A 23209-nucleotide genomic window follows, 5' to 3' on the forward strand; every position below is an offset into this window, starting at 1 on the left:
TTTTAAATTCCAATAATTAAATTGCTATGCCAGTTCGCTTTCGCTCGTGTCCAAATTCCAAACAACCTGAAATAGTATATTTCCGCAAAAATACACTAAATTTGCGGGATAGAATTAATCGAAAAGAATAAATGTCCGAAGCATCAAAAACAACTAATACAAATCAAGACCAACCAAATCAAACTTGGTTCAGCTCTTGGTTTGATACTCCCTATTATCACATTCTGTACAAAGAACGAAATGACAAAGAAGCACAGCTTTTCATGGATAATTTAACGCATTATTTAAATCTTCCTGAAAAAGCTAGAGTCTTGGATTTAGCCTGCGGTAAAGGGCGTCACGCTATTTATTTGAACCAATTGGGGTATGATGTCATTGGCGCTGATTTGTCTGAAAACAGCATAGCCGAAGCCAGCAAAAATTCAAATGAAACACTGCATTTTAAAGTTCACGACATGCGTGAATCTTTCGAAGAAAAATACGATGCCATTTTTAATCTGTTTACCAGTTTTGGTTATTTCGAAAATGACGATGACAATTTAGCTACTTTAAAAGCAATCAAAAACAGTTTATCTGACTATGGTTTTGCCGTAATTGATTTTATGAATGTCAATCAGGTAATTGAAACATTGGTTCCTGAAGAAGTAAAAACGGTAGACGGAATCGATTTTCACCTGAAACGTTATGTTGCCAACGGGCATATTTTTAAAGAAATTGATTTTGAAGACCAAGGACAAAAATTCCATTTTACCGAAAAAGTAAAAGCCTTGACCTTACAAGATTTTGAATCCATGATGGAAGAAGCAGGTATTTATCTTTTGGACATTTTTGGAGACTATAAGTTGAAAAAATTCCACAAAACCGAAAGCGAACGACTCATCCTTATTTTTAAATAATGAATTACCTTTTACCATTACTTTCTGTACTTCTGGGGTATATTATTGCATTGATTTTAAAACCAAAAAACAAAAGCAATCTAAAGCTACTATTGGCTTTTAGTGGTTCGTTTTTGCTTTCTTTGACGGTAATGCACTTATTACCCGAAATCTATGAAAGTCATGAGCATATTATTGGTGAAAGTCACAATCACAATGCGGGAATTTTTATTATGCTTGGAATTTTGTTCCAAATTATCCTCGAATTTTTCTCTAAAGGTGCTGAACACGGTCACGTTCACGGACATCCTAATATGTCTCATATTCCGTGGTTGTTGTTTATCAGTCTTTGTATTCATGCTTTTCTGGAAGGATTTCCTGTGGGACATAATCACGATAATTTAGCGCTGGGAATTGCTATTCATCACCTTCCTATTGCTATTATTTTGACCACTTTTTTCATCAATTCACATTTAAATAAACAAGCAATTTTTGCCTTCATGCTTACTTTTGCATTGATGACACCACTAGGAACATTCGCTTCTGATTATCTTACTGGCTTAAACGAATACCATAACGAAATTACAGCAATCGTAATCGGGATATTATTTCATATTTCCTCAACTATTATTTTCGAAAGTAGCGAAGGACACAAATTTAATATTGCCAAAGTTTCGATGATTGTTTTAGGAATTGCCTTGGCTTATTTTTTATAGATTTTAATTTGTAAAAGAACTAAATAATCGAGCAATCATCAAAACACAAACATTTAGAAAAACAAATCTTAACATTCGTTAAAATCGTATTTTAGAGGTTTTTAAAATTAGTTGTTAGAGAAAAGTAATTATGCAAGAAATTCAAAATTTAGTAACCGTAATCAGTGAAACCCAAACCTATTTTAGGCAACAAGCTCAAAAACAGGTGAATATTGGGCTTACGTTGCGCAACTGGTTTTTTGGATTTTATATTGTAGAATACGAACAAAAAGGCAAAGACAGAGCGGTTTATGGCGAGAATTTGATTCAAAATTTATCAAAATTATTGGGAGAAAAGCAACTAAAAGGTTTTTCGGCAGTAAACTTAAGAATGTATAGGAGTTTCTATTTATGCTATCCTGAAATTCAACAGTCACTGACTGTTAAATTATACCTTAATGATTTTCAACAAAATACAATTTTGCAGTCAGTGTCTGCAAAATTGATAGCAGACCAAAATCAAGTAGAAAACAATGAAATTGTAATTTTCCAGTCAGTGTCTGGAAAATCTATATCAGATATTGAAAAAATGATTAATCATTTGAGTTTTACCCATATTGTAGAATTGATAAAACAAGACAATGAAACCAAACGCAGTTTTTATCAGTGGCAAAGTATTGATAATAACTGGTCAGTTCGTGAATTACAACGAGCAGTAAACAGTATGTTCTATGAGCGAACTGGCTTGAGTTTTGACAAAGACAAAGTAATTGAAAATCAAAAGAAACAGTTACCGATTCTTCCCGAAGATTTTTTTAAAAACCCATATATATTAGAGTTTTTAGAACTCAAACAAGAAACTTCCTATTCAGAAAACGATCTGGAACAGGCGATTATCAATCATTTACAAACATTTTTGATTGAATTAGGCAAAGGATTTTGTTTTGAAGCCCGTCAAAAACGAATTACTTTTGACAATACACATTATTTTATAGATTTGGTTTTTTACCATCGTATTTTAAAATGCAATATTCTAATTGACTTAAAATTGGGTGAATTCACACACGCCGATTCAGGGCAAATGAATGTGTATTTGAATTATTACAATGAAAATGAAAGACAAGAAAATGATAATCCACCCATTGGATTAATTTTGTGTGCAGGTAAAAACGAAAATCTGGTAAAATACGCCACAGCTAATTTAAGCCAACAAGTTTTCGTATCTAAATATCTGATCAACTTACCCAACGAAAACGATTTGAAAAAAATCATTGAAGAAGAACAAAAGAAATTTATTTAAAATGACATTCATAAAAACCACCGAACAATCCTCAAAATACGAACATTTAGAAAAGATGTCAGTTTCTGACTTACTTTCAAATATCAATAACGAAGATAAAACTGTTCCGCTAGCTGTTGAAAAAGCGCTGCCTAAAATTGAAATTTTAGTAACTCAAATTGTTGCTAAAATGAAATTGGGCGGACGTTTATTTTACATTGGCGCTGGAACTTCAGGACGTTTGGGTGTGGTTGATGCTTCTGAATGTCCGCCAACTTTTGGTGTTCCATTTGATTTGGTCGTGGGAATTATTGCAGGTGGTGACAAAGCCATTCGTAAAGCAGTAGAAAACGCCGAAGACAATGCAACCCAGGCCTGGATTGATTTACAGGAATTCAACATCAACGAGAATGATGTGGTAGTAGGAATTGCCGCTTCGGGCACAACGCCTTATGTTATTGGCGGTTTAGAAACTTGCAACAAAAACAATATCATCACAGGAAGTATTTCTTGCAATGCTGGAAGTCCGCTTTCGCAAACGGCACAATTTCCTATTGATGTTGTGGTAGGTCCAGAATTTGTTACTGGAAGTTCTAGAATGAAAGCAGGAACAGCTCAAAAGCTGGTTCTGAATATGATTTCGACTGCCACAATGATTCAATTGGGAAAAGTAAAAGGCAACAAAATGGTCGATATGCAATTGAGTAACAACAAACTAGTTGATCGCGGTACTAAAATGATTATGGGCGAAATTCCTGTAAGCTACGAAGATGCAGCTCAATTATTGAAAGAACACGGAAGCGTGCGTAAAGCAGTTGATTTCTTTAATGCAAATAAGTTATAAGTTAGGTGTTATGCGTTGTTAACAACCGCTCCCCCCTAACTCATAACCCATAACTCATAACCTTTCCAAAATGGCAACAAACAAAGAATTATTATCCAAAGGAATTCGATATCTGGCAGGCGCTTTGCCTTTGCTTTTTATTGGTCCGTCATTAATTTACAATGCCTTTATGAACCAGCAAAATGTTTGGCATTATCTGGTTTTAGGCATCGGAATCATTGCTTGCCTGGCATCCATGTATTTAATCTTTTTAGGATTGAAAACCATGATGAGAGCTTTATTTAACGACTAATTTGTATCTTTACTAAAAATTTAGATTATGGATATTCAAGCTGAAATAAATTGGATACATCAAGAAATTGACAAAGTAAAAGATCCTACTTTTGTTGAAAAACTAAAACGTCTTTTACTTACTACAAACTCTTCTTCAGAAACTACTACAGATGCTGATTACAATATTGATATTGAAAAAGCACTAGAAAGTATCAAAAAAGGGCATTTTCATACTGAAGATGAAGCAAGAGAAATTTCAAAAAAATGGGGAAGAAAATAATTTGGTCTTCCAATGCTTTGGAACAACTAGAAGACATTCATTTTTATATTCTTTTTGAAAGCAAATCCATTCAGGTTGCAGATAAAGTAATTGATAAAATTTTTGAAAGCACCGAAATTCTTAAAACCAAACCAGAAATCTATAAACTCGATTCAAAAAAAGACAACAATGACGGAAGCTTCCGAGTTTACTTCGTCTATGATTATATGATTTCATACCAAATTACTCCAGATTACATTCAAATTCTTCGAGTTAGACATACATCAAGAAAACCCAAAAACTTCTAATGGAAGACTTAATTCATATCCAGAAAACATTTGACAAAGTAGTTTTCATCGACAAAAAAGTAAGCAATCGCGAATTTGAGGATTGCATTTTTAAAAACTGTGACTTTTCCAATAGCGATTTTTCGAATAATACTTTTATGGATTGCGAGTTTATCAACTGCAATCTTTCGATGACAACTCTTGGCGGAACAAGTTTGAAAACCGTCCATTTTTCGAATTGTAAACTACTGGGAATTCATTTTAACGACTGTGCCGATTTTATGTTTGCCGTGAGTTTTGCTGATTGCATTTTAGATTATGCTTCTTTTTCGAATAAAAAAATGCCGAAAACTAAGTTCAATTCCTGTTCGATGAAAGAAGTGACTTTCATTGGAACAAACCTTTCCAATTCGATTTTTGACAATTGCAATTTAGAAAATGCCGTTTTTAATGACACTCAATTGAAAGAAGTAAATTTCCTGACAGCTTACAATTATAAAATTGATCCTGAGTTCAATCCGATGCGAAAAGCTAAATTTTCGATGCAGGGAATTCCGGGACTTCTAGACAAATACGATATTAAAATTCAATAAGCTTTTTGTAAGAACTGAAAAAAAATTATGAGATTTCAACTTTTATCAGATATTGGTGGATTTATTTATTGGATAATTATTAAATTTTGTAAATCTGATTTAGAAATTGAACTTGCAAAAGATAAGTGGGCGAGAAATATTTTAATTTTTTTAATTCTCTTTGTAATTATTATGTTCATTTCTGTAAAATTTCAATAAATATTTTAACCAAAACTATGAAAAAACTCATTCTACTACCCTTATTGCTGCTTTTTGCTTCTTGCTATAATGCCGAACACAATTGCAAAGATTTTAAAACTGGAAAATTCCATTTTGAATACGAAGTTGATGGTGTAAAAAAAGTTACACTTTTTGAACGCAATGACAGCATTGAAATTGAAACATTCGAAGGAAAAACAGATACCGCTTCTATTCGTTGGGTAAATGATTGCGAATATATCTTGAAAAAAATGCATCCAAAAAATATGGCTGAAGAAAAATCAATTAGTATGAGAATTTTGACAACCTCAAAAAATTCATATACCTTTGAATTTGGTATAGTAGGCGCTGATTTAAAACAAAAAGGTACTGTAACTAAAATTGGTGAATTGTAAAATTCCCTTCATTCTTTAATTCTTAACTTAATACTATGGAAGTATTTTTAAATGCTGATGCTTGGATTGCTTTATTAACATTAACGTTTCTGGAAATTGTACTGGGAATTGACAACATCATTTTCATCTCGATTGCCACAGGTAAATTGCCTCAGGAAAGTCGTAAAAAAGCAACCAAAATCGGAATGTTCTTAGCTATGTTCATGAGAATCGCATTGCTTTTAGGAATCTCCTATTTGATTGCCATGAAAGAACCATGGTTTACGATTGATTTTAGTTGGTTGAGCGCACAAGTATCGGGACAAAGTATTATTCTATTGCTTGGAGGTTTATTCTTAATTTATAAAAGCACCAACGAAATTCGAGAAAAAGTAGATGAAAAAGGGCATGAAGAAAAAGAAATGAGTAAAAGTGCTACTAAGTCATTCAGTAGTGTTATTGTACAAATCATATTAATTGACCTGGTTTTCTCTTTTGACAGTATTTTAACTGCTGTTGGAATGACTAATGGTGTTGCTGGAGCCTTATATATTATGATTACTGCGGTAATTATTTCGGTTTTAATCATGATGCAATTTGCTGTTCCAGTTGGAAGTTTCGTCAATAAACATCCTTCAATTCAAATTTTAGGATTGTCATTTTTAATCCTAATCGGAATGATGTTGCTTACCGAAAGTGCTCATTTATCGAATGCTTCCATATTTGGAAGTCATGTTACTCCTATTCCAAAAGGCTATTTGTATTTTGCCATTTCATTCTCCCTTTTGGTAGAAGTATTAAATATGAAAATTTCAAAAAAGAAATAAAATAAAAAATACAACCATAAAGAAGCTCCTTAATTAGGAGCTTTTTTGCTTTATAGAACATAAAAATTAATAAATTAGCATACTATAAAAGAAACTAATTGATGATTTTTATTTTCTTAAATCGAAACTAACTCAGCCTAAAATAATTTTTAATGAAGAATACAATTTCGCAAAGGGTAGCTGACTTTTTAAAAAACTTTCCTCCTTTTAATTTTTTAGATCAATATGACATTGAAGTACTTTCGGAACAAGTGTCTATAATCTATAAAGACAAAGGAGCTATCATTTTTACTGAAAACGAAGAAACCCATGATTCCTTTTATGTGGTTCACAAAGGAGCTGTTGAATTACGAAAAACAGCACAAAATGATATTCTGGATATGTGCGACGAAGGTGATATTTTTGGTTTACGTCCATTAATAGCTCACGAAAATTATAAAATGGAGGCAATAACTCACGAGGAAACCATTTTGTATGCTATTCCAATAGCGACTTTTAAGCCCTATGCTATAAAAAATCATAATGTTGGAAGCTTTATAATTGACAGTTTTGCTTCTAATACACATAACCCGTTTTCTAAAAGTCATAGTGGTAAATTATACGGTAACGCTTTTGATGATGAAAACAATGTAGGTGAAATTATCGATTCGGATAATAAGATTCTGGATTTACAACCTATTAAATATTCTAAAAAAATAATTACCTGCTCCCGGGCAGCTACGGCCAAAGAAATTGCCGTAACAATGACTAAGAAAAACATTGGAGCCATACTGGTGGTTGAAGACATGTTGCCCATAGGAATTATTACCGATAAAGATTTAAGGAATAAAATTGTAACCGGAGAATATTCTATTAATACTACAGCCGATGTAATTATGAATTCTCCCGTAATTACTTATTCTAAAAAAATGACCATTACTCAGGCACAAATGGCTATGATGAAAAGCAACATCAGCCATTTATGCTTAACAAAAGACGGAACGGCTAATACAAAAGCCATCGGAATCCTTTCTAAGCATGATGTCATGGTCGCCTTAGGAAATAATCCTGCTGTACTCATCAAAGCATTAAAAAGAGTAAAAAAAGCAAAGGCAATAAAGCCTATTCGTACTAAAATAATGCAATTACTACAAGGCTATTTAGATCAAAACATCCCTATTACACTAACTTCTAAAATAATTACAGAACTTAATGATGCCTGTATCAAAAGAGTAATCGAGTTGTCTTTAGCGAAAATGAAAACACCTCCTCCTGTGAAATTTTCTTGGTTAGCATTAGGAAGTCAAGGTCGAAGCGAACAATTGTTGCATACTGACCAAGACAATGCTTTAATTTACGAAGATGTTCCAGAAGAATTACAAGAAAAAACGAACAACTATTTTCTGGAATTAGCCGCTGATGTTAATAAAGGACTTTTTGAAATTGGTTATGAATATTGTCCAGCCGAAATGATGGCTTCTAATCCAAAATGGTGCTTAAGTTTAAACCAATGGAAAGAACTCGTACACGACTGGATTAGCAAACCCGGAAAAGATGAAATATTACTTTCTTTTATCTTTTTTGACTATAGCTTATCTTATGGCGATAGGGATCTTGCCAATCAGTTATCAGATTATATTTTTGAAGATATCGATGCTAATCCAATTTTCTATGTGCACTTGGTTAGTGGGGCTTTACAAAGTCCATCACCAACAGGCTTTTTTAGACAATTTTTAGTTGAACAAGACGGAGCGCATAAGGATTTCTTTGATATTAAACGACGTGCCTTGATGCCACTAGCCGATGCAGCCAGGGTGTTAATATTATCTCATTCGGTTAAAGGTATCAGCAATACCTATGAGCGATTTGAAAAACTAGCCGAACTGGAACCTCAAAACAAAGAGTTGTATTTATCTTGTTCCTATTCGTACAAAGCCTTACTTAAATTCCGCACAAAACAAGGACTTTTACACCATGATTCGGGGCAGTTTATCGAATTAGAAACACTTTCGAAATTAGAAAAAGTAAAACTCAAAGGAGCATTTAAAACCATCAAAGAACTACAAGAAGTGATTTCAATGCGTTTTAATCCTGGAAAAATTACATTATAATGACTATAAAAGAAAAAATAATTGAGTGCCTTCAAATTTTGGGGATTCTTAAAGAGCCCATTGATGAGAGTTTAAATATCCCAATAGAATCGGCACGCTTTGTAGTTCTAGATACTGAAACAACTGGTTTTGATTATACCAATGACCGTATTCTTTGCATTGGGGCCATTGTTTTACAAAATGGAACTATCAATGTGCAAGACAGTTTTGAACATTATATAGATCAGGAACATTTTGATAAATCCAGTGTCCAAATACACGGAATTATAAGAAGTGATGTATTGGATCACAAATCAGAAATTGAAGTATTGCAATTGTTTTTAGACTATGTAGGCGATTCGGTTATTATTGCACATCATACCATGTTTGACATTACAATGATTAATCATGCCTTAGAAAGAAATGGATTAGACAAACTCACTAACAAAACCTTAGATACGGCTGTTTTGTATAAAAAAACATTAATTAAATCAAACTTACTCGAACGCAAAGATCATTACACCTTAGACGACCTAGCGGATAAATTTGACATATCTAAAAAAGACCGACATACCGCTATGGGAGATGCTTATATTACTGCTATAGCCTTTCTGAAAATCTTAAAAAAACTAAGAGAAAATAATAGAACTCTGTTGTATCAACTTTACAGATAATATAATAAAGCTTCCGCCGCGGCGGAAGCTTTTACTTTTTTAATCAATCAATAAATTATCTATACTTTTCTTTCTAACTCTAATTTTATAATTGGTTGATAAACAATTGGGACTTCTTCAATTTCAACATCACTTTTATCCAATCCAAAAGCTCTTATATCCGAAAGCGAACAGTTTTTGAGCAAATAATAGGAATTCAATAATAAACTATCTTTAATAGTAAAATCATTTTCAACAGATAAGAATTTCTCTAAAATAATGAATTTAAAATCAGGTTCAGGATTGTATTTTGTAGATCCGTCAGGACGAATATGCAAATTTAGCTCTTTCTTTTCTACCAAATTCTGAACGATTTTCTTAAAATACAATTCTACTTTAGGCTGAATTCGAAACCCAATATTTAGGACAATTTTAATTACTTTATCATCTAATAATTCTATAACTTCATAATCCAATCTAAATGGTTCGTTAGTTCTATTGATATGAAAAAACCAATACACATCAGCTCTTTTGGGTTTTTTAGAAAAAATAGATTTCAATATCTTTTCTTCAATTTCATAATTTCTATCCGCTTTAGACAAATAAATTAAATGAGTAGAATATTTTGGAATACTAATGTCGTCACTCAGTTCTTGAAATTGTTGGGTATGCTCCGTAAGATTAGTGAATTTTAAAAATTTATTATTGATTTTTCTAGAAAAAAACCAAACATACATTGTCATAAAAATAAACAGTTCAAAAAACAAGAACATCCATCTTTCTTTAATTTTAACAATATTGGCAACAAAAAAAGCAATTTCAATAACAGCAAAAACAGTAATAATCCCTGCTATCAAAATTCTGTTTAGCTTTTTAATATAAATCAAATAATAATTTAAAAGCACTGTAGTCATCAGCATTGCAATGGTTATTGAAAATCCATAAGCAGCTTCCATGTTGGTAGAATTTTTAAAATATAAAATCATTAAAATACAGCCCACCCAAAGTATTGTATTTACAGAAGGAATATAAATTTGCCCTTTCAAATTGGTTGGATTACGCATGGTCACTCTAGGCCAAAAGTTAAGCGACATCGCTTCATTTATTAACGTATAAGAACCACTTATTAATGCCTGAGAAGCGATAATGGCAGCAAAAGTGGCAATAATTACTCCCGAAAGTAAAAACCATTGCGGCATAATGGTATAAAAAGGATTTCTTCCTTCGAGAAATGTATTTCCTTGAGTCATAAGCCAGGAAGCCTGTCCCAAATAATTAACAACCAATGCAATTTTTACAAAAACCCAGGTAAATCTAATGTTCTTTTTCCCACAATGCCCTAAATCTGAATACAGTGCTTCGGCTCCTGTTGTACAGAGAAAAACCGCTCCCAATAACCAGAATCCATGTGGATATTCTACTAATAATTCATACGCATACATTGGGTTTAATGCTTTCAATATTGCCGGATGCTCTAATATTTGGCTAAATCCTAATATAAAAAGCATAGAAAACCAAACTACCATTGCTGGTCCAAAAAAGAAACCTACTTTTTGTGTCCCAAAACGCTGAAAGAAAAACAGTCCGGACAAAATAACAATCACAATGGGTAATATGGGAATATTGGGCATAACATCTCCCAAACCTTCTACCGCAGATGCAACCGAAATAGGAGGAGTAATAATTCCATCTGCTAAAAGAGTAGTTGCCCCCAGAATTGTGGGTATAACAAGCTTTCCTTTTCCAAAACGTTTTACCAATGCATAAAGCGAAAAAACACCTCCTTCGCCATGATTATCTGCCGAAAGCGTTAAAAGAATATATTTAATTGTGGTTTGGAATGTAAGTGTCCAAAAAATACAGGAAATACCTCCATATACCAATAATTCTGATATTTGTTTTGTTCCTATTATTGCTTTCATAACATATAATGGACTTGTTCCTATATCTCCATAAATGATACCAAGTGCCACCAGAAGTGAGGCTGCCGTTACTTTTTCGATTGTTGATTTATTCATTGTTATTGTAATTTTTTAATTTTAAATGAGTTCATTTTTGAGCATAAGTATCCTCATCGCGATGAAACAACTATTCGCAATTCAATTATTTTTTTTAATTATTTTTTTAAAATTTTAACCCGTATTAAATCGGTATCCTACCCCCGATTCTGTAATTATAAGTTTTGGCCGATTAGGATCTTCTTCAATTTTTTTACGAAGTTGCGCAACAAAAACACGCAAGTATTGCGTTTGATCAGAATAGCTATTCCCCCAAACCTCTTTAAGTAAATACTGATGCGTGAGTACTCTACCTTCATTTTTTACCAAAATAGAAAGTAAATTATATTCAGTGGTAGTTAATTTTAAAATTTCATCTTTTTGCTTAACAATCCTAGAAGTAAAATCAATTGAAATTTTTCCAAACTCAATAATTGGTTCATTTTCGTTCTGATTTAAGTTTCTTAATGCAGTCCGAATTCTGGCTAATAATTCTTGTGTTCTAAACGGTTTTGTCAGATAATCATTGGCTCCATTATCAAGGGCTTTAACAATTTCCTCTTCAGTGTTTTTTACGGTTAAAATAATAACAGGCTTTTTATACCATTCTCTTAATCGTTTCAAAACAATCTGTCCATCCTCATCAGGTAAACCTAAATCTAAAATGATTAAATCAGGCTGATGATTAGCTGCAAGAGATATTCCTTCTTTGGCATTGACTGCAAAAAAAGTTTTATAACCATTTGAATCCAAAGCAATTTCAAGCAATTTTCTAATTTGGATTTCATCATCAATAATTAATATTTCAGCGGAATTATTCATTTGAAATTTCTTTAGTATTCATTACTAATGCAGGAAAAAATATTTTAAAAACAGAACCACCTTCTTCCTTATTTTCTAAAGTTACCTTTCCGTTTTGAGCTTCCACAAAACCTTTAACAATTGACAAGCCTAATCCTGTTCCTCCAGTTTTAGAATTTTGAAGTCTATAAAATTTATCAAAAACTTTATCAATTTCTTCCTCTGGAAAACCCATCCCATCATCAGACAATGTTATAATACATGTTGACGATTCATCTGAACTGTAATCAAAATCCACATTAGGATTATAATCGGCTTTTAATTTAATTTTAGCCCCTTTGGGCGTGTATTGTGATGCGTTAAAAACCAAATTGTAAATAATTTGCTCCATCAAACCATAATCCAATTTAAAAAGGGGTAAATTTTCATCCGTATTGACCTCTACTTTATGGAATTTTAAATCTTCTTTGAGACTATCTAAAACATTATAAAACAACTCATTTAGATCACACCAATCCATCTTAGGCTTAATTACACCCGATTCTAATCTGGACATGTTGAGTAAATTCTCTACTTGATGATTCAGTCGTAAAGAAGCTTTTTCAATTTCTGAATACAATTTTAACTTATTCTCTTCTGAAATGGTTACACTTTGACTTTGTATAGTGTCAATTGCTCCCATAATTGCAGAAATAGGAGTTCTCAACTCATGAGATAATGAATCTAATAATACATTATAGAGTTTCATGGTATTGGATCGAACCTCTTTGATTTGTAGTACCTTTTCTGCTTTCCTTATTTTATGAGTCAAAACACCATTAATAAGAGCAATCACAAAAAATAAAATCAACAATAAAGTATCTTCTGCATTACTAATATGAAAAGTATAATAAGGCTTAATAAATAGAAAATTTAAAATCAAAGCACTCAGGGAAGCGCTCAATAAAACAGGCAAAATTTCTAAAAACATCGCTAATAATGACACCACTACAAGCAATATATAAGCAGCAATTTTATAATCTAAATAATTTCTTGTAAACAAACACAATGCAGACACAATACATACAGCACATATGCTTATCAGGTATTGGTTTTTTATTTTTATTTGGTTTAAAATACTTTTCATTTTAATTACCTTATTATTTTCAAGACAAAGTTAAATGATAAGTTATAAGTATTTTATAATAAAAATAAACGAGATATAAAGATTTTATAAAGATTGTAATGACTGCTTGTTTTCAACACAGTCATTACAATTTAAATCCTTAAAAGGTAGATTTCTTAATCTAAAATTAAACCAATCTGACCATCATCTTCCAGTTGAATAGTAGTGTCATCAGCATTCAATTCGCCTCTTACTTCTATTTCTTCAGCAATAACTTCCTCTGGTGCTTCATAAGGCAAAGGTTCTAAATTATTGACCTGTTTTAATTTATCAGTAGTCAATTGATTTCCGAGTGCTTTAAATCCTTTTACAGCAATAAAACTCTCTACATCAACAGTTATTGTTTCTTTTTGTATCCCTTTAATTTTAGGAAAAACTAATTCCACCAAAGGACGGTAATCAGTTGATACTAATTCCAATTGGGAATTGGGATGTTCTGTAATAAAAACATCTTCTTTGTTTTCGGTTTCCACCAAGAAACGTTTCAAATAATAACGCTCTTTTTCTCCATCAAAATAAATCGCCGAAATTGGTTTTTTAGGAATCCATTTTTCCAAAACTATCATATCAGGTTCAAAATGAGTTGTCAATTCAGGAATAATCACTTTTAATTTACCTGTTTGTTGAACAATTAGAATTTTATCATTTGGTCTGAATTCACCCAATAATTCTCCTCTTGCATCTACATTCAACCGCTGAACCGTATCATCATACCAGATTTTTCTTGGCAACAAAGTCGAAATTCCTTTCTCCTTAATTTCAATTTTCTTTATCGGATGTTTGGTTACTAAGTTCCCTTTAGAAGCACGTCCTTTGATTGCCAAAGCAGCAAAATCAATATCAAACTTCAATTTCTTAATACTGCTTATTTGACGCAAAATAACGGTAATGACCTCAGCTTCTCCGTTAGGATTACAAGTAAAATACAGCACCTGAGAACCTTTAGTTCCATTTGTCAAATCATACGATTTATCTCTGGTAACTCCCGAAACATTAAATCGTTTGATATAAGAAGGTCCTGATTTTCCGTCGCGATACACCATGTTATAAATGGTACGTTTATCACTTTTGTCAAAAATAGCGATATGAATAATATCTTTCCCTACAAAGGTTTTCGCATCGACTTTAGTAATCATCATACTTCCATCACGCAGAAAAACAATCACATCATCAATATCCGAACAATCAGTTACATATTCGTCTTTTTTTAAACTCGTTCCGACGAAACCTTCTGTTCTATCCACATATAATTTGGTATTTCGTAACACCACCTTAGTTGCTTCGATATCATCAAAAATGCGTAATTCGGTTTGGCGTTCACGTCCTTTACCGTATTTCTCTTTTAATTTAGTAAAATAAGCAATAGCAAAATCTGTTAAATTCGCTAAATGAAACTCTACTTCTTTCATTTCATCTTCTAACTTCGCAATAAAATCATCGGCTTTATCAGAATCGAAACGAGTAATACGAATCATCGGAATTTGAGTCAATCGTTGCAAATCGTCATCATTTATTTCTCTAATGAATGATTTTTTGAAAGGCTCAAAACGATCGTACATGTATTTATACAAAGATTCTCTATCAGAATACAATTTGAATTCAATATACATTTCCTCACGAATGAAGATTTTCTCTAAAGTAGAAAAATGCCATTTGTTTTTTAATTCTTCTAATTGAATTTCTAATTCCTGACGAAGTAAATCGACTGTTCTTGCGGTCGAAATTTTCAACATCGCCGAAACCCCAATAAACAACGGTTTATTATCTTCAATCACACAACCCAAAGGCGCGACAGAAGTTTCGCAAGCCGTGAAAGCAAATAAGGCATCAATGGTTTTATCAGGAGAAACCCCTGGATAAAGATGAATTAAAATCTCAACATCGGCTGCGGTATTGTCTTCAATTTTCTTGATTTTGATTTTTCCCTTATCATTGGCTTTCAAAATACTATCAATCAAAGTCGAAGTATTCGTCGAAAACGGAATTTGGGTAATCGCCAAAGTATTTTTGTCAATTTGAGCAATTTTGGCACGGACACGCACACGCCCACCTCGCAGCCCATCATTGTAATTAGACACATCGGCAATACCCGCGGTCATAAAATCAGGATACAGCGTAAAAGGTTTTCCTTTCAATATTTTTATTGAAGCATCAATTAATTCATTGAAATTATGAGGTAAAACTTTAGTGGAAAGTCCCACGGCAATTCCCTCAGCTCCTTGTGCCAAAAGCAACGGAAATTTAACCGGAAGATTATTAGGTTCGGCACGACGTCCATCATAAGAAACACCCCAATCGGTAATTTTTGGAGAATACAAAACCTCTAAAGCAAATTTTGACAAACGCGCCTCAATATAACGTGAAGCCGCAGCTCCATCACCCGTTAAAATATTTCCCCAGTTTCCCTGGCAATCAATCAATAATTCTTTTTGACCAATCTGTACCATAGCATCTCCAATACTGGCATCACCGTGAGGGTGGTACTGCATCGTGTGACCTACAACATTGGCAACTTTATTATAACGACCATCATCCAACTCTTTCAAGGAATGCATGATTCGGCGTTGTACCGGCTTAAAACCATCCTCGATAGCAGGAACGGCACGTTCCAAAATTACATAAGAAGCATAATCCAAAAACCAGTCTTTATACATACCAGTAACTTTGGTAATGGTATCACTGCCATCTCCTTCTTCATCCTGATCGTAAAAATGCTCTCCTTCAAAGTGCTTAGCATCTACGTGAATAATTTCATCAGCATCGGCTCCATCTTGATTTCCATCAATAGGATTCTCTTCAGAATTATTTTCTTCGTTGTTTGGAATTATGTTATCGTCTTCTTCGTCTTTCATTTATGCTGAATTTATTTCAGTTTTTTCTTTTATAAAAAGTTTTACCAACTCTTTGAATATGTTCTATTAAACTTTCGGATTTTAAATCCTTATAAATCGATATGTCAAATTTATAAGGAATAAAACTATCATCTAATTTATGCCATAATTCGTTCAAATCATCTTTGGTTACATCTCCTTTTAATGTAATGTCAATGTCTGAACCTTCCCTATAATTTCCCTTGGCTCTGGAACCATAGATAACTACCTCATCAATTGAAAGACAATCTTCAAAAATCATCAAAATTTCCTGATAGCTTTTAGGATAAATTCCAAACATTATAAAAGGCTTTTCATTTTATTTTCAAAATCGATGAAAACAGGAAAATAATCATTCAAAATGATTTCTAAAATAGCCAAAACCTCTTTCTCATCATAAATATGAGAAGTAAGATTTCTACTTTTAATCATATCTAACCAAATATCTCCTTTAGAAATAAGTCCAACATTAAAAGCTTCTTTCACGGCATTTTTACTACCATACAAGTCTGTTTTTCCTTGTTCTTCCAGAAAATCTTTCATTACTTTCCAAGACAATTCTTGAGAAACCTCAAAGGCTTGAATTACCCCTTGTAGTTCTAATTCAGTAAAGCCTCTTTCTTCTTTAAGTTGCTTAGCATTTTTTAATTGCTTAAATGCATTTACAAAATGTTCAAACCTCTGTTTCCAACGAATATCTTGATTTTCCATAAATTCTAAGCTTCTTCAATTGTATCCAAATCCACCTTCAAATTCTTGATGATAAACTCTTGTCGGTCTGGAGTATTTTTACCCATATAGAATGACAACAACTGTTCTACCGAAGTATTTTTGTCCATCATAACAGGATCCAATCGAATATCTTCACCAATAAAAAACTGAAACTCATTTGGCGAAATCTCTCCCAATCCCTTGAATCGGGTGATTTCTGGTTTGGGTTTTAATTTTTCAATAGCCGATTTTCGTTCTTCTTCAGAATAACAATAAATGGTTTCTTTTTTATTTCGAACTCTAAAAAGTGGCGTTTGCAAAATATACAAATGCCCTTCTTTGATTAACTCCGGAAAAAATTGCAGGAAAAAAGTAATCAACAACAATCGAATGTGCATTCCGTCAACATCGGCATCGGTTGCAATTACAATGTTGTTGTAACGCAGGTTTTCCATATCGTCCTCGATATCCAAAGCCGCTTGTAATAAGTTGAATTCTTCGTTTTCATAAACAATTTTTTTGCTCATTCCGTACGAATTCAAAGGCTTCCCACGCAAACTAAATACGGCTTGTGTATTTACATCACGCGATTTAGTAATCGATCCGGAAGCCGAATCTCCCTCGGTAATAAAAAGCGTACTTTCTAAATATCTTGGATTCTTAATATCCGGTAAATGCACACGACAATCACGTAATTTTTTATTGTGTAAACTCGCTTTTTTTGCTCTGTCTTTGGCTAATTTTCGAATACCCGAAAGTTCTTTACGCTCTCTTTCGGCTTGCAAAATTTTGCGCAAAAGCAAATCGGCAGTTTCAGGATTTTTATGCAAATAATTATCTAAATTATTTTTGATAAAATCATTTACAAAGGTACGCACTGATGGCATTCCGGGATCTGAACCCATATCAGTAGAACCTAATTTGGTTTTGGTTTGTGATTCAAAAACAGGTTCCATTACCTTAACACTTATCGCACTGACAATGGATTTTCGAATATCAGAAGGTTCAAAACCTTTATTATAAAACTCACGAATGGTTTTTACAATTGCCTCACGAAAAGCCACTAAATGTGTTCCTCCCTGAGTGGTATTTTGTCCGTTTACAAAAGAATGGTATTCTTCGCTATATTGCGACTTACTGTGAGTCAAAGCTATTTCAATATCATCTCCTTTGAGGTGAATGATTGGATAAACCATATCTTCGATAGCAATATTCTCATCTAATAAATCTTTCAATCCATTATCTGAAAAGTATTTTTCGCCATTATAAATTATCGTTAATCCTGTATTCAGGTAACAATAATTTTTGAGCATTTTCACTACATATTCATTACGGAATTTATAGTTTTTAAAAATGGCTTCATCAGGGATAAAGGTAACCTTCGTTCCTTTGCGTTTGGTCGTGTCGACAACATCTTCTTCAATAACCAAATTACCAGCAGAGAACTCAGCCGCTTTTTGTTTGTCTTCTCTCACCGATTCTACACGGAAATAATTAGACAACGCATTCACTGCCTTGGTACCCACACCATTTAACCCAACAGATTTCTTAAATGCTAAGGAATCATACTTTCCACCAGTATTCATTTTAGAAACAACATCAACTACTTTCCCAAGCGGAATTCCACGTCCATAATCCCTTACGGCAACTGTTTTGTCTTTTATGGATACTTCAATAGTCTTACCGGCACCCATCACAAATTCGTCGATACAGTTATCGAGTACTTCTTTTAATAAAATATAGATACCATCATCTGGCGAAGAACCGTCTCCTAATTTCCCAATGTACATTCCGGGACGCATACGGATATGCTCTTTCCAGTCGAGTGACCGAATATTATCTTCGGTATATTTACTTTGATCTGACATTTAAATTTTGTGGATTTTGTGCTAATATAGTGTATTTCGGAAGATTTTTAAAATGATATTTATCAAAGTTATCAAGAATATTTTCGACAAAATTCAAGACCTTATATTAAATTCTACAGAACATTTCTGTACCAGAATTCAGTATTATTGCTACTTTTAGTATTAAACAATTCCCCCATTTCAGGAACAATAAAATTCAGCTTTTCACTTGCTGCTTTTTCAACAAATCGTTCCACAGGTTCTTTCCAGGAATGTTGAGCCAATGCAAATCCTACCCAATGAACCGGCATCATATTTTGCACTCCGGCATCAATTGCCGCTTGAACACTTTCTTCCGGATACATATGAATTTGGTACCAATTTTCATTGTATTGCCCACATTCCATAAAAGCAAAATCAAATGGTCCTAGTTGAGTTCCAATAGTTTTAAAATGATTACCATAACCACTATCGCCACTAAACCAAATATTTTCTTCTTCAGTTTTAAAAGCCCATCCTCCCCAAAGCGATTTGGCTCTATCTGTCAATCCCCTTCCCGAAAAATGACGTGTAGGCGTAAACGTAATTTTGATGTTTTCAAAAACAGATTCTTCCCACCAATTAAACTCAGTTATTTTTTCTGAATCAATTCCCCAGGAAACCAAATGTCTTTTCACACCTAAAGCCACATAAAATTGTTTTGTTTTGTTTTTAAGTTTCAAAATACTATCATAATCCAAGTGATCATAATGGTCGTGGGAAATTAAAACCAAATCAATTTCAGGAAATTCATCAATCAAATCTAAAGTTCCCTCACTGAAACGTTTTACTTTGAAAGGAGCAATAGGCGCCGCATCTGAACCAAACATGGGATCAATTAGAATAGTTGCATGATTCAGTCGCATTAAAATTTCCGAATGCCCATACCAAATACTCTTCATCAAATGATTTCCTGATTCGAATTTTTCTTTATCGAAAGGCAAAATCGGCAATGATTTCAAAGGTTCTCTGTCTGTCTTTTTACAAAATTGTTTATGCAAAAATTTAGGCAAATTTGACAAAGAAAATTCCATGGTGGTTTCTTCTAAATTTTCAAAAATTTTACCATTCCAATAAGTCGATTTAGAATACTTTTCTAAATCTAATTTTGAAGGCCTTGCTCCAAATTGTTTTCGCATATTCCTTTATTTTAATCCTAAATTATTCTATCAAAAAAAGATTAAATCCCTTTAACAATCCCCTTCAACTGATTATCAAATTCTTCATTAGAAATCTTTCCGTTTACTACGTCAAAATTAGCATCAAAACTAGGCAATGAAAATGTCGCTTTTATATCGGCTCCATAACGTGGAAAAGCATTTTTGGCAATTTCAAGAACATTTGACCCACCTCTTCCTCCTGGCGAAGTAGCCATAAGTAGCATCGGTTTTTGCTGAAAAACTTTTACAGTAATCCTGGAACACCAGTCGAATAAATTCTTGAAAGCTGCGGAGTAATTACTATTGTTTTCGGCAAGCGAAACCACTAAAAAATCAGCACTAGCGATTTTAGCTAAAAAAGCTTTCGCTAATTCATGTTGGCCTATTTCTACTTCGATATCCACACTAAACAAAGGCATTTGATAATCATTCAAATCCAATACTTCTACTTCGGTATTTTCGAAAAGTGAAGCAGCATAAGTAGCTAATTTTTTATTGATGGAATTTTTACTTGGACTGGCTCCAAAGGCTATAATTTTCATAGATATTTATTTTGATTAAAAGTAACAAAATTTAGATATCTATTGCACAAAAAGAAGGTTTCAAAAGAAATTATTTATAGTATTTTCTTAATTTCATATTTAATTCTTTTGGATTAAATGGTTTTATAATATACTCATTCAAACCAATTTTTAATCCCTTTTCAAGATAACTATAAGAAGATGAAGCAGTCAATGCAATAATTGGGATTAACGAATTGGTACTCCTTATGATCGCTGTTGCTTCATAACCATCCATTACTGGCATTGACAAATCCATTAAAATCAAATCGTATTCATTTGACTTATATTTTTCAACTGCAATAAGTCCGTTCTCTGCAGTATCAACATCTACACTCCATTGCTTTAATATTTTTTCTGCAATTTTGATATTAATTAAATTATCTTCCACCAGAAGAATTCTCAATCCGTCCAGACTTTCTTCTTTATAATCATGATGCACAATACTTTTCTTTAATTCCAAATTTGTAGAAAAAAAAGGTAATTCCAGAACAAAACTAAAATTAGATCCAACATCTATTTCACTTTGCAATTCGATATCTGAATTCAACAAATGGAGTAGTTTTTTTGTTATCGCTAACCCTAAACCTGTTCCTCCAAATTGCCTGGTTGTTTTCACTTCTGCCTGTTCAAATTTTTGAAAAATAGATTTAAACTTCTCTACATCAATTCCAATTCCGCTATCGATAATTTGAACTTTGAAAACAGAAATAGTATCCTTTTGTTTAATCTGGTCAACTTTAATTTGAATCAATCCATTTTTAGTGAATTTTATGGCATTCGAAACTAAATTTGTAATGATTTGACCAATCCTTAAAGGGTCGCTAATTATATTGGGAGTAAAATTGTCATCAATAATTACCTCAATCTTATTTAAATTTTCTGATGCTTTTATTTCTAAGGATTTTGCTATATGTGTAACCAATTCTTTAAAATCAAACGGAATTTTTTCAAGATCAATTTTCCCGGCTTCTATTTTATTAAAATCTAAAATATCATTTATGAGCATGTATAAATTTTGTGCCGAATACTTTAAAACCCCCAGATTTTCCTGGAAACTATTTAATGTATTTTCTTTCTCCATAATGTAAATCAAACCAATGATTGCATTTAACGGAGTCCTAATTTCATGACTCATAATGGAGAGAAAATCCGACTTGGCTTCATTGGCTTTTTCAGCATTCATTTTGGCCGAATACAATTCATTTTGAAAATCTCTTTTATATTCTATTTCATTACGCAAGATTTGCAACAAATTATTTGAATCATCCCCGTTTTGAAATTTTATTTCATTATTATTTAATTGCTTTATAGCTTGAATTAAGTTATTCTGTATATTTTCTTTTTTCCCTAATTCTGATTTTAATTTTTGATTTATTTTATAATATTCCAAATCATTCAAACGGGAAGATTGTTCAAACAACTCTGCATCTTTTTCAAAATTCAAATACGAAAGATTGACAACTTCAATAAAATTTTGAAGAGCCTCATTATTAGCAATGAAGTCATCCGAAAAATGTTTTTTTATTTGCCTATTAAGTTGTCTATGTATATTTTCTTTGTCCATTTATCATTCTTCGTAAATAGTTGCAATGGTCATCGTTTGGTTATGTAACTCACAGGCTACTTTTTTTAGTGTTGGAGAAATTTCACCATAAGAGTAAAAACCACAAACTAATGTGTCTTCCCCAAAAACTTCTTTTACCACTTCAAGTTCTTCTTCAATTCTATTACCCAGAACAATTTTTCGGCCTACACAACTCACCAACAAGGCTAATTTAGGCTTTGTTGATTGCTCCGAAAATGTCTGTAAAGCAGCGTTGTAAGAAGCATCTATAAGTTTATCCAAATTTCCTTTCATTAATCTAACAAAAGAACCCTGAGGAATATTACCTGCAAAAGTCATTGATTTTTTACCTTCATCTATTGATAAAATGGTTCTTACAACGGGAGTCGCTTTTATATTTTCTTTCATAGAAAGCGGAAAATATAATGATGAACTCGGCAATTCTTCGGCATATTTTCCAAGATATTCTTTATACAAGTCCAATGCAAACCGATCTCCTATTTTATACAATACATTCTTTTCTGAAAGCGTAACTTCCCTTTCCGGACCAAAATCGCTCCAACCTCCTTCAGAACCAAAACCAAAATGAATCGCATCGCCATAAAAACCAACAGCAACAACCTTTCCCTGAGAAGCATCACTGTTTAAGCCAACAATGGTTTTTTCGAATTTATATTCATCACCTGCCAGTCCTCCAAAAATTGGAATTTTCCCTTTGGTTTGTTTTATGAGTTCGTTTATGAGTTCCGTCCCATTAACAAAACTGCCTTCTGAAAGAATTAATATTGATTTGAGGTCTTCCTTAAAAAGATCTTTCTTAATCATCTCTCCTAATTCCTCAATATTAAAATTATTCAGAATATCAATTTCAGAAACCTTTATAGCTGTTTTTTCAAAATTTATTGCCGTGGCTACAATACTGTTTTCAACTAAACTGGTATTCGAAATTTGTCCTGAAGTAGAACAAATGACAATATCCGCTTCTGGATATAACTCTTTTATTTTTTTGTATGGTAATATATCATCTAATAAAACTCTTTCACCAAAAGCCAGCACCAGATTTGCTTTATTTGAATCAAAACCATCGGAAGAAAAAAGAACTTTACCTTCCTTCTTATCATTAATAATGATTTGTTGAAGTTTCATGGCTAAAATATTTGGGATTTGGACACATAAAGCAACGAAAATATTTCCACAAAAACAAAAAAAACCTACAAAATCAGTTTAACAACAGCTGTTTACGATATGATAAATTATTTTAAACTT

General features: G+C 32.6%; 23 protein-coding genes. 12 read left to right on the forward strand and 11 right to left on the reverse strand.

Translation table 11 applies throughout. The annotated features are described in order from the left end of the window. The first annotated feature begins 131 nt into the window (after positions 1-131). The 12 genes from GTZ96_RS11000 to GTZ96_RS11055 all read left to right on the forward strand — a co-directional run bounded on the left by GTZ96_RS11000 (position 132) and on the right by GTZ96_RS11055 (position 9247). The gene (locus GTZ96_RS11000; RefSeq protein WP_161643988.1) at positions 132-896 is read left to right on the forward strand and encodes a class I SAM-dependent methyltransferase; all 765 of its coding nucleotides are present in this window, start codon (positions 132-134) and stop codon (positions 894-896) included. Continuing rightward, positions 896-1591, forward strand: a complete 696-nt coding sequence (locus GTZ96_RS11005; protein WP_161643989.1) for a ZIP family metal transporter — start codon at positions 896-898, stop codon at positions 1589-1591. The genes GTZ96_RS11000 and GTZ96_RS11005 overlap by 1 nt, the downstream gene beginning before the upstream one ends. A 130-nt stretch (positions 1592-1721) precedes the next feature. Then, on the forward strand, positions 1722-2870 hold the full coding sequence (locus GTZ96_RS11010) for a PDDEXK nuclease domain-containing protein (RefSeq protein ID WP_161643990.1): 1149 nt from the start codon (positions 1722-1724) through the stop codon (positions 2868-2870). Between the two features lies 1 nt (position 2871). Continuing rightward, positions 2872-3693, forward strand: coding sequence for an N-acetylmuramic acid 6-phosphate etherase (gene murQ / locus GTZ96_RS11015; RefSeq protein WP_161643991.1), 822 nt, complete (start codon positions 2872-2874; stop codon positions 3691-3693). 70 nt (positions 3694-3763) lie between these two features. Further along, entirely contained in the window at positions 3764-3985 is a 222-nt protein-coding gene (locus GTZ96_RS11020; protein ID WP_161643992.1) for a DUF6095 family protein, read from the forward strand. Between the two features lie 27 nt (positions 3986-4012). Further along, the gene (locus GTZ96_RS11025; RefSeq protein WP_161643993.1) at positions 4013-4246 is read left to right on the forward strand and encodes a hypothetical protein; all 234 of its coding nucleotides are present in this window, start codon (positions 4013-4015) and stop codon (positions 4244-4246) included. After that, positions 4231-4533, forward strand: a complete 303-nt coding sequence (locus GTZ96_RS11030; RefSeq protein ID WP_161643994.1) for a type II toxin-antitoxin system RelE/ParE family toxin — start codon at positions 4231-4233, stop codon at positions 4531-4533. The genes GTZ96_RS11025 and GTZ96_RS11030 overlap by 16 nt, the downstream gene beginning before the upstream one ends. After that, positions 4533-5105 (forward strand): pentapeptide repeat-containing protein, encoded by a 573-nt coding sequence (locus GTZ96_RS11035; RefSeq protein ID WP_161643995.1) that lies wholly within the window; start codon positions 4533-4535, stop codon positions 5103-5105. The genes GTZ96_RS11030 and GTZ96_RS11035 overlap by 1 nt, the downstream gene beginning before the upstream one ends. A gap of 215 nt (positions 5106-5320) precedes the next feature. Further along, complete coding sequence (locus GTZ96_RS11040; protein WP_161643996.1) at positions 5321-5698, forward strand: DNA topoisomerase IV; 378 nt, start codon at positions 5321-5323, stop codon at positions 5696-5698. Between the two features lie 35 nt (positions 5699-5733). Beyond that, positions 5734-6504 carry a TerC family protein gene (locus GTZ96_RS11045; RefSeq protein ID WP_161643997.1) on the forward strand — a complete coding sequence of 257 codons (771 nt, stop codon included), beginning with the start codon at positions 5734-5736 and terminating at the stop codon, positions 6502-6504. A gap of 152 nt (positions 6505-6656) precedes the next feature. Next, positions 6657-8594 (forward strand): DUF294 nucleotidyltransferase-like domain-containing protein, encoded by a 1938-nt coding sequence (locus GTZ96_RS11050; protein ID WP_161643998.1) that lies wholly within the window; start codon positions 6657-6659, stop codon positions 8592-8594. Then, positions 8594-9247 (forward strand): 3'-5' exonuclease, encoded by a 654-nt coding sequence (locus GTZ96_RS11055; protein ID WP_161643999.1) that lies wholly within the window; start codon positions 8594-8596, stop codon positions 9245-9247. The genes GTZ96_RS11050 and GTZ96_RS11055 overlap by 1 nt, the downstream gene beginning before the upstream one ends. 59 nt (positions 9248-9306) lie before the next feature. Here GTZ96_RS11055 and GTZ96_RS11060 read toward each other — a convergent pair whose 3' ends face one another. From GTZ96_RS11060 to GTZ96_RS11110, 11 genes are all read right to left on the reverse strand, one after another. Further along, the gene (locus GTZ96_RS11060; RefSeq protein WP_161644000.1) at positions 9307-11244 is read right to left on the reverse strand and encodes a KUP/HAK/KT family potassium transporter; all 1938 of its coding nucleotides are present in this window, start codon (positions 11242-11244) and stop codon (positions 9307-9309) included. A gap of 114 nt (positions 11245-11358) precedes the next feature. Continuing rightward, positions 11359-12045 (reverse strand): response regulator, encoded by a 687-nt coding sequence (locus tag GTZ96_RS11065; protein ID WP_161644001.1) that lies wholly within the window; start codon positions 12043-12045, stop codon positions 11359-11361. Continuing rightward, positions 12038-13150, reverse strand: coding sequence for a sensor histidine kinase (locus tag GTZ96_RS11070; RefSeq protein WP_161644002.1), 1113 nt, complete (start codon positions 13148-13150; stop codon positions 12038-12040). The genes GTZ96_RS11065 and GTZ96_RS11070 overlap by 8 nt, the downstream gene beginning before the upstream one ends. A 155-nt stretch (positions 13151-13305) precedes the next feature. Further along, the gene (locus GTZ96_RS11075) at positions 13306-16041 is read right to left on the reverse strand and encodes a DNA gyrase/topoisomerase IV subunit A (RefSeq protein WP_161644003.1); all 2736 of its coding nucleotides are present in this window, start codon (positions 16039-16041) and stop codon (positions 13306-13308) included. Positions 16042-16057: 16 nt separating this feature from the next. Further along, complete coding sequence (locus GTZ96_RS11080) at positions 16058-16360, reverse strand: nucleotidyltransferase family protein (RefSeq protein ID WP_161644004.1); 303 nt, start codon at positions 16358-16360, stop codon at positions 16058-16060. After that, on the reverse strand, positions 16360-16770 hold the full coding sequence (locus GTZ96_RS11085) for a nucleotidyltransferase substrate binding protein (RefSeq protein WP_161644005.1): 411 nt from the start codon (positions 16768-16770) through the stop codon (positions 16360-16362). The genes GTZ96_RS11080 and GTZ96_RS11085 overlap by 1 nt, the downstream gene beginning before the upstream one ends. A gap of 5 nt (positions 16771-16775) precedes the next feature. After that, positions 16776-18638: a DNA topoisomerase IV subunit B gene (locus GTZ96_RS11090; protein WP_161644006.1), complete on the reverse strand. Its 1863-nt coding sequence runs from the start codon at positions 18636-18638 to the stop codon at positions 16776-16778. A gap of 113 nt (positions 18639-18751) precedes the next feature. Beyond that, on the reverse strand, positions 18752-19795 hold the full coding sequence (locus GTZ96_RS11095) for an MBL fold metallo-hydrolase (RefSeq protein WP_161644007.1): 1044 nt from the start codon (positions 19793-19795) through the stop codon (positions 18752-18754). A gap of 41 nt (positions 19796-19836) precedes the next feature. Continuing rightward, entirely contained in the window at positions 19837-20358 is a 522-nt protein-coding gene (locus GTZ96_RS11100) for an NADPH-dependent FMN reductase (protein WP_161644008.1), read from the reverse strand. Between the two features lie 70 nt (positions 20359-20428). Further along, on the reverse strand, positions 20429-21943 hold the full coding sequence (locus tag GTZ96_RS11105) for a response regulator (protein ID WP_161644009.1): 1515 nt from the start codon (positions 21941-21943) through the stop codon (positions 20429-20431). A 3-nt stretch (positions 21944-21946) separates the two neighbouring features. Further along, positions 21947-23089 carry an FIST signal transduction protein gene (locus GTZ96_RS11110; protein WP_161644010.1) on the reverse strand — a complete coding sequence of 381 codons (1143 nt, stop codon included), beginning with the start codon at positions 23087-23089 and terminating at the stop codon, positions 21947-21949. Positions 23090-23209: the final 120 nt, after the last annotated feature.

The sequence above is a fragment of the Flavobacterium undicola genome, from assembly GCF_009909155.2.
Classification (GTDB): Bacteria; Bacteroidota; Bacteroidia; order Flavobacteriales; family Flavobacteriaceae; genus Flavobacterium; species Flavobacterium undicola.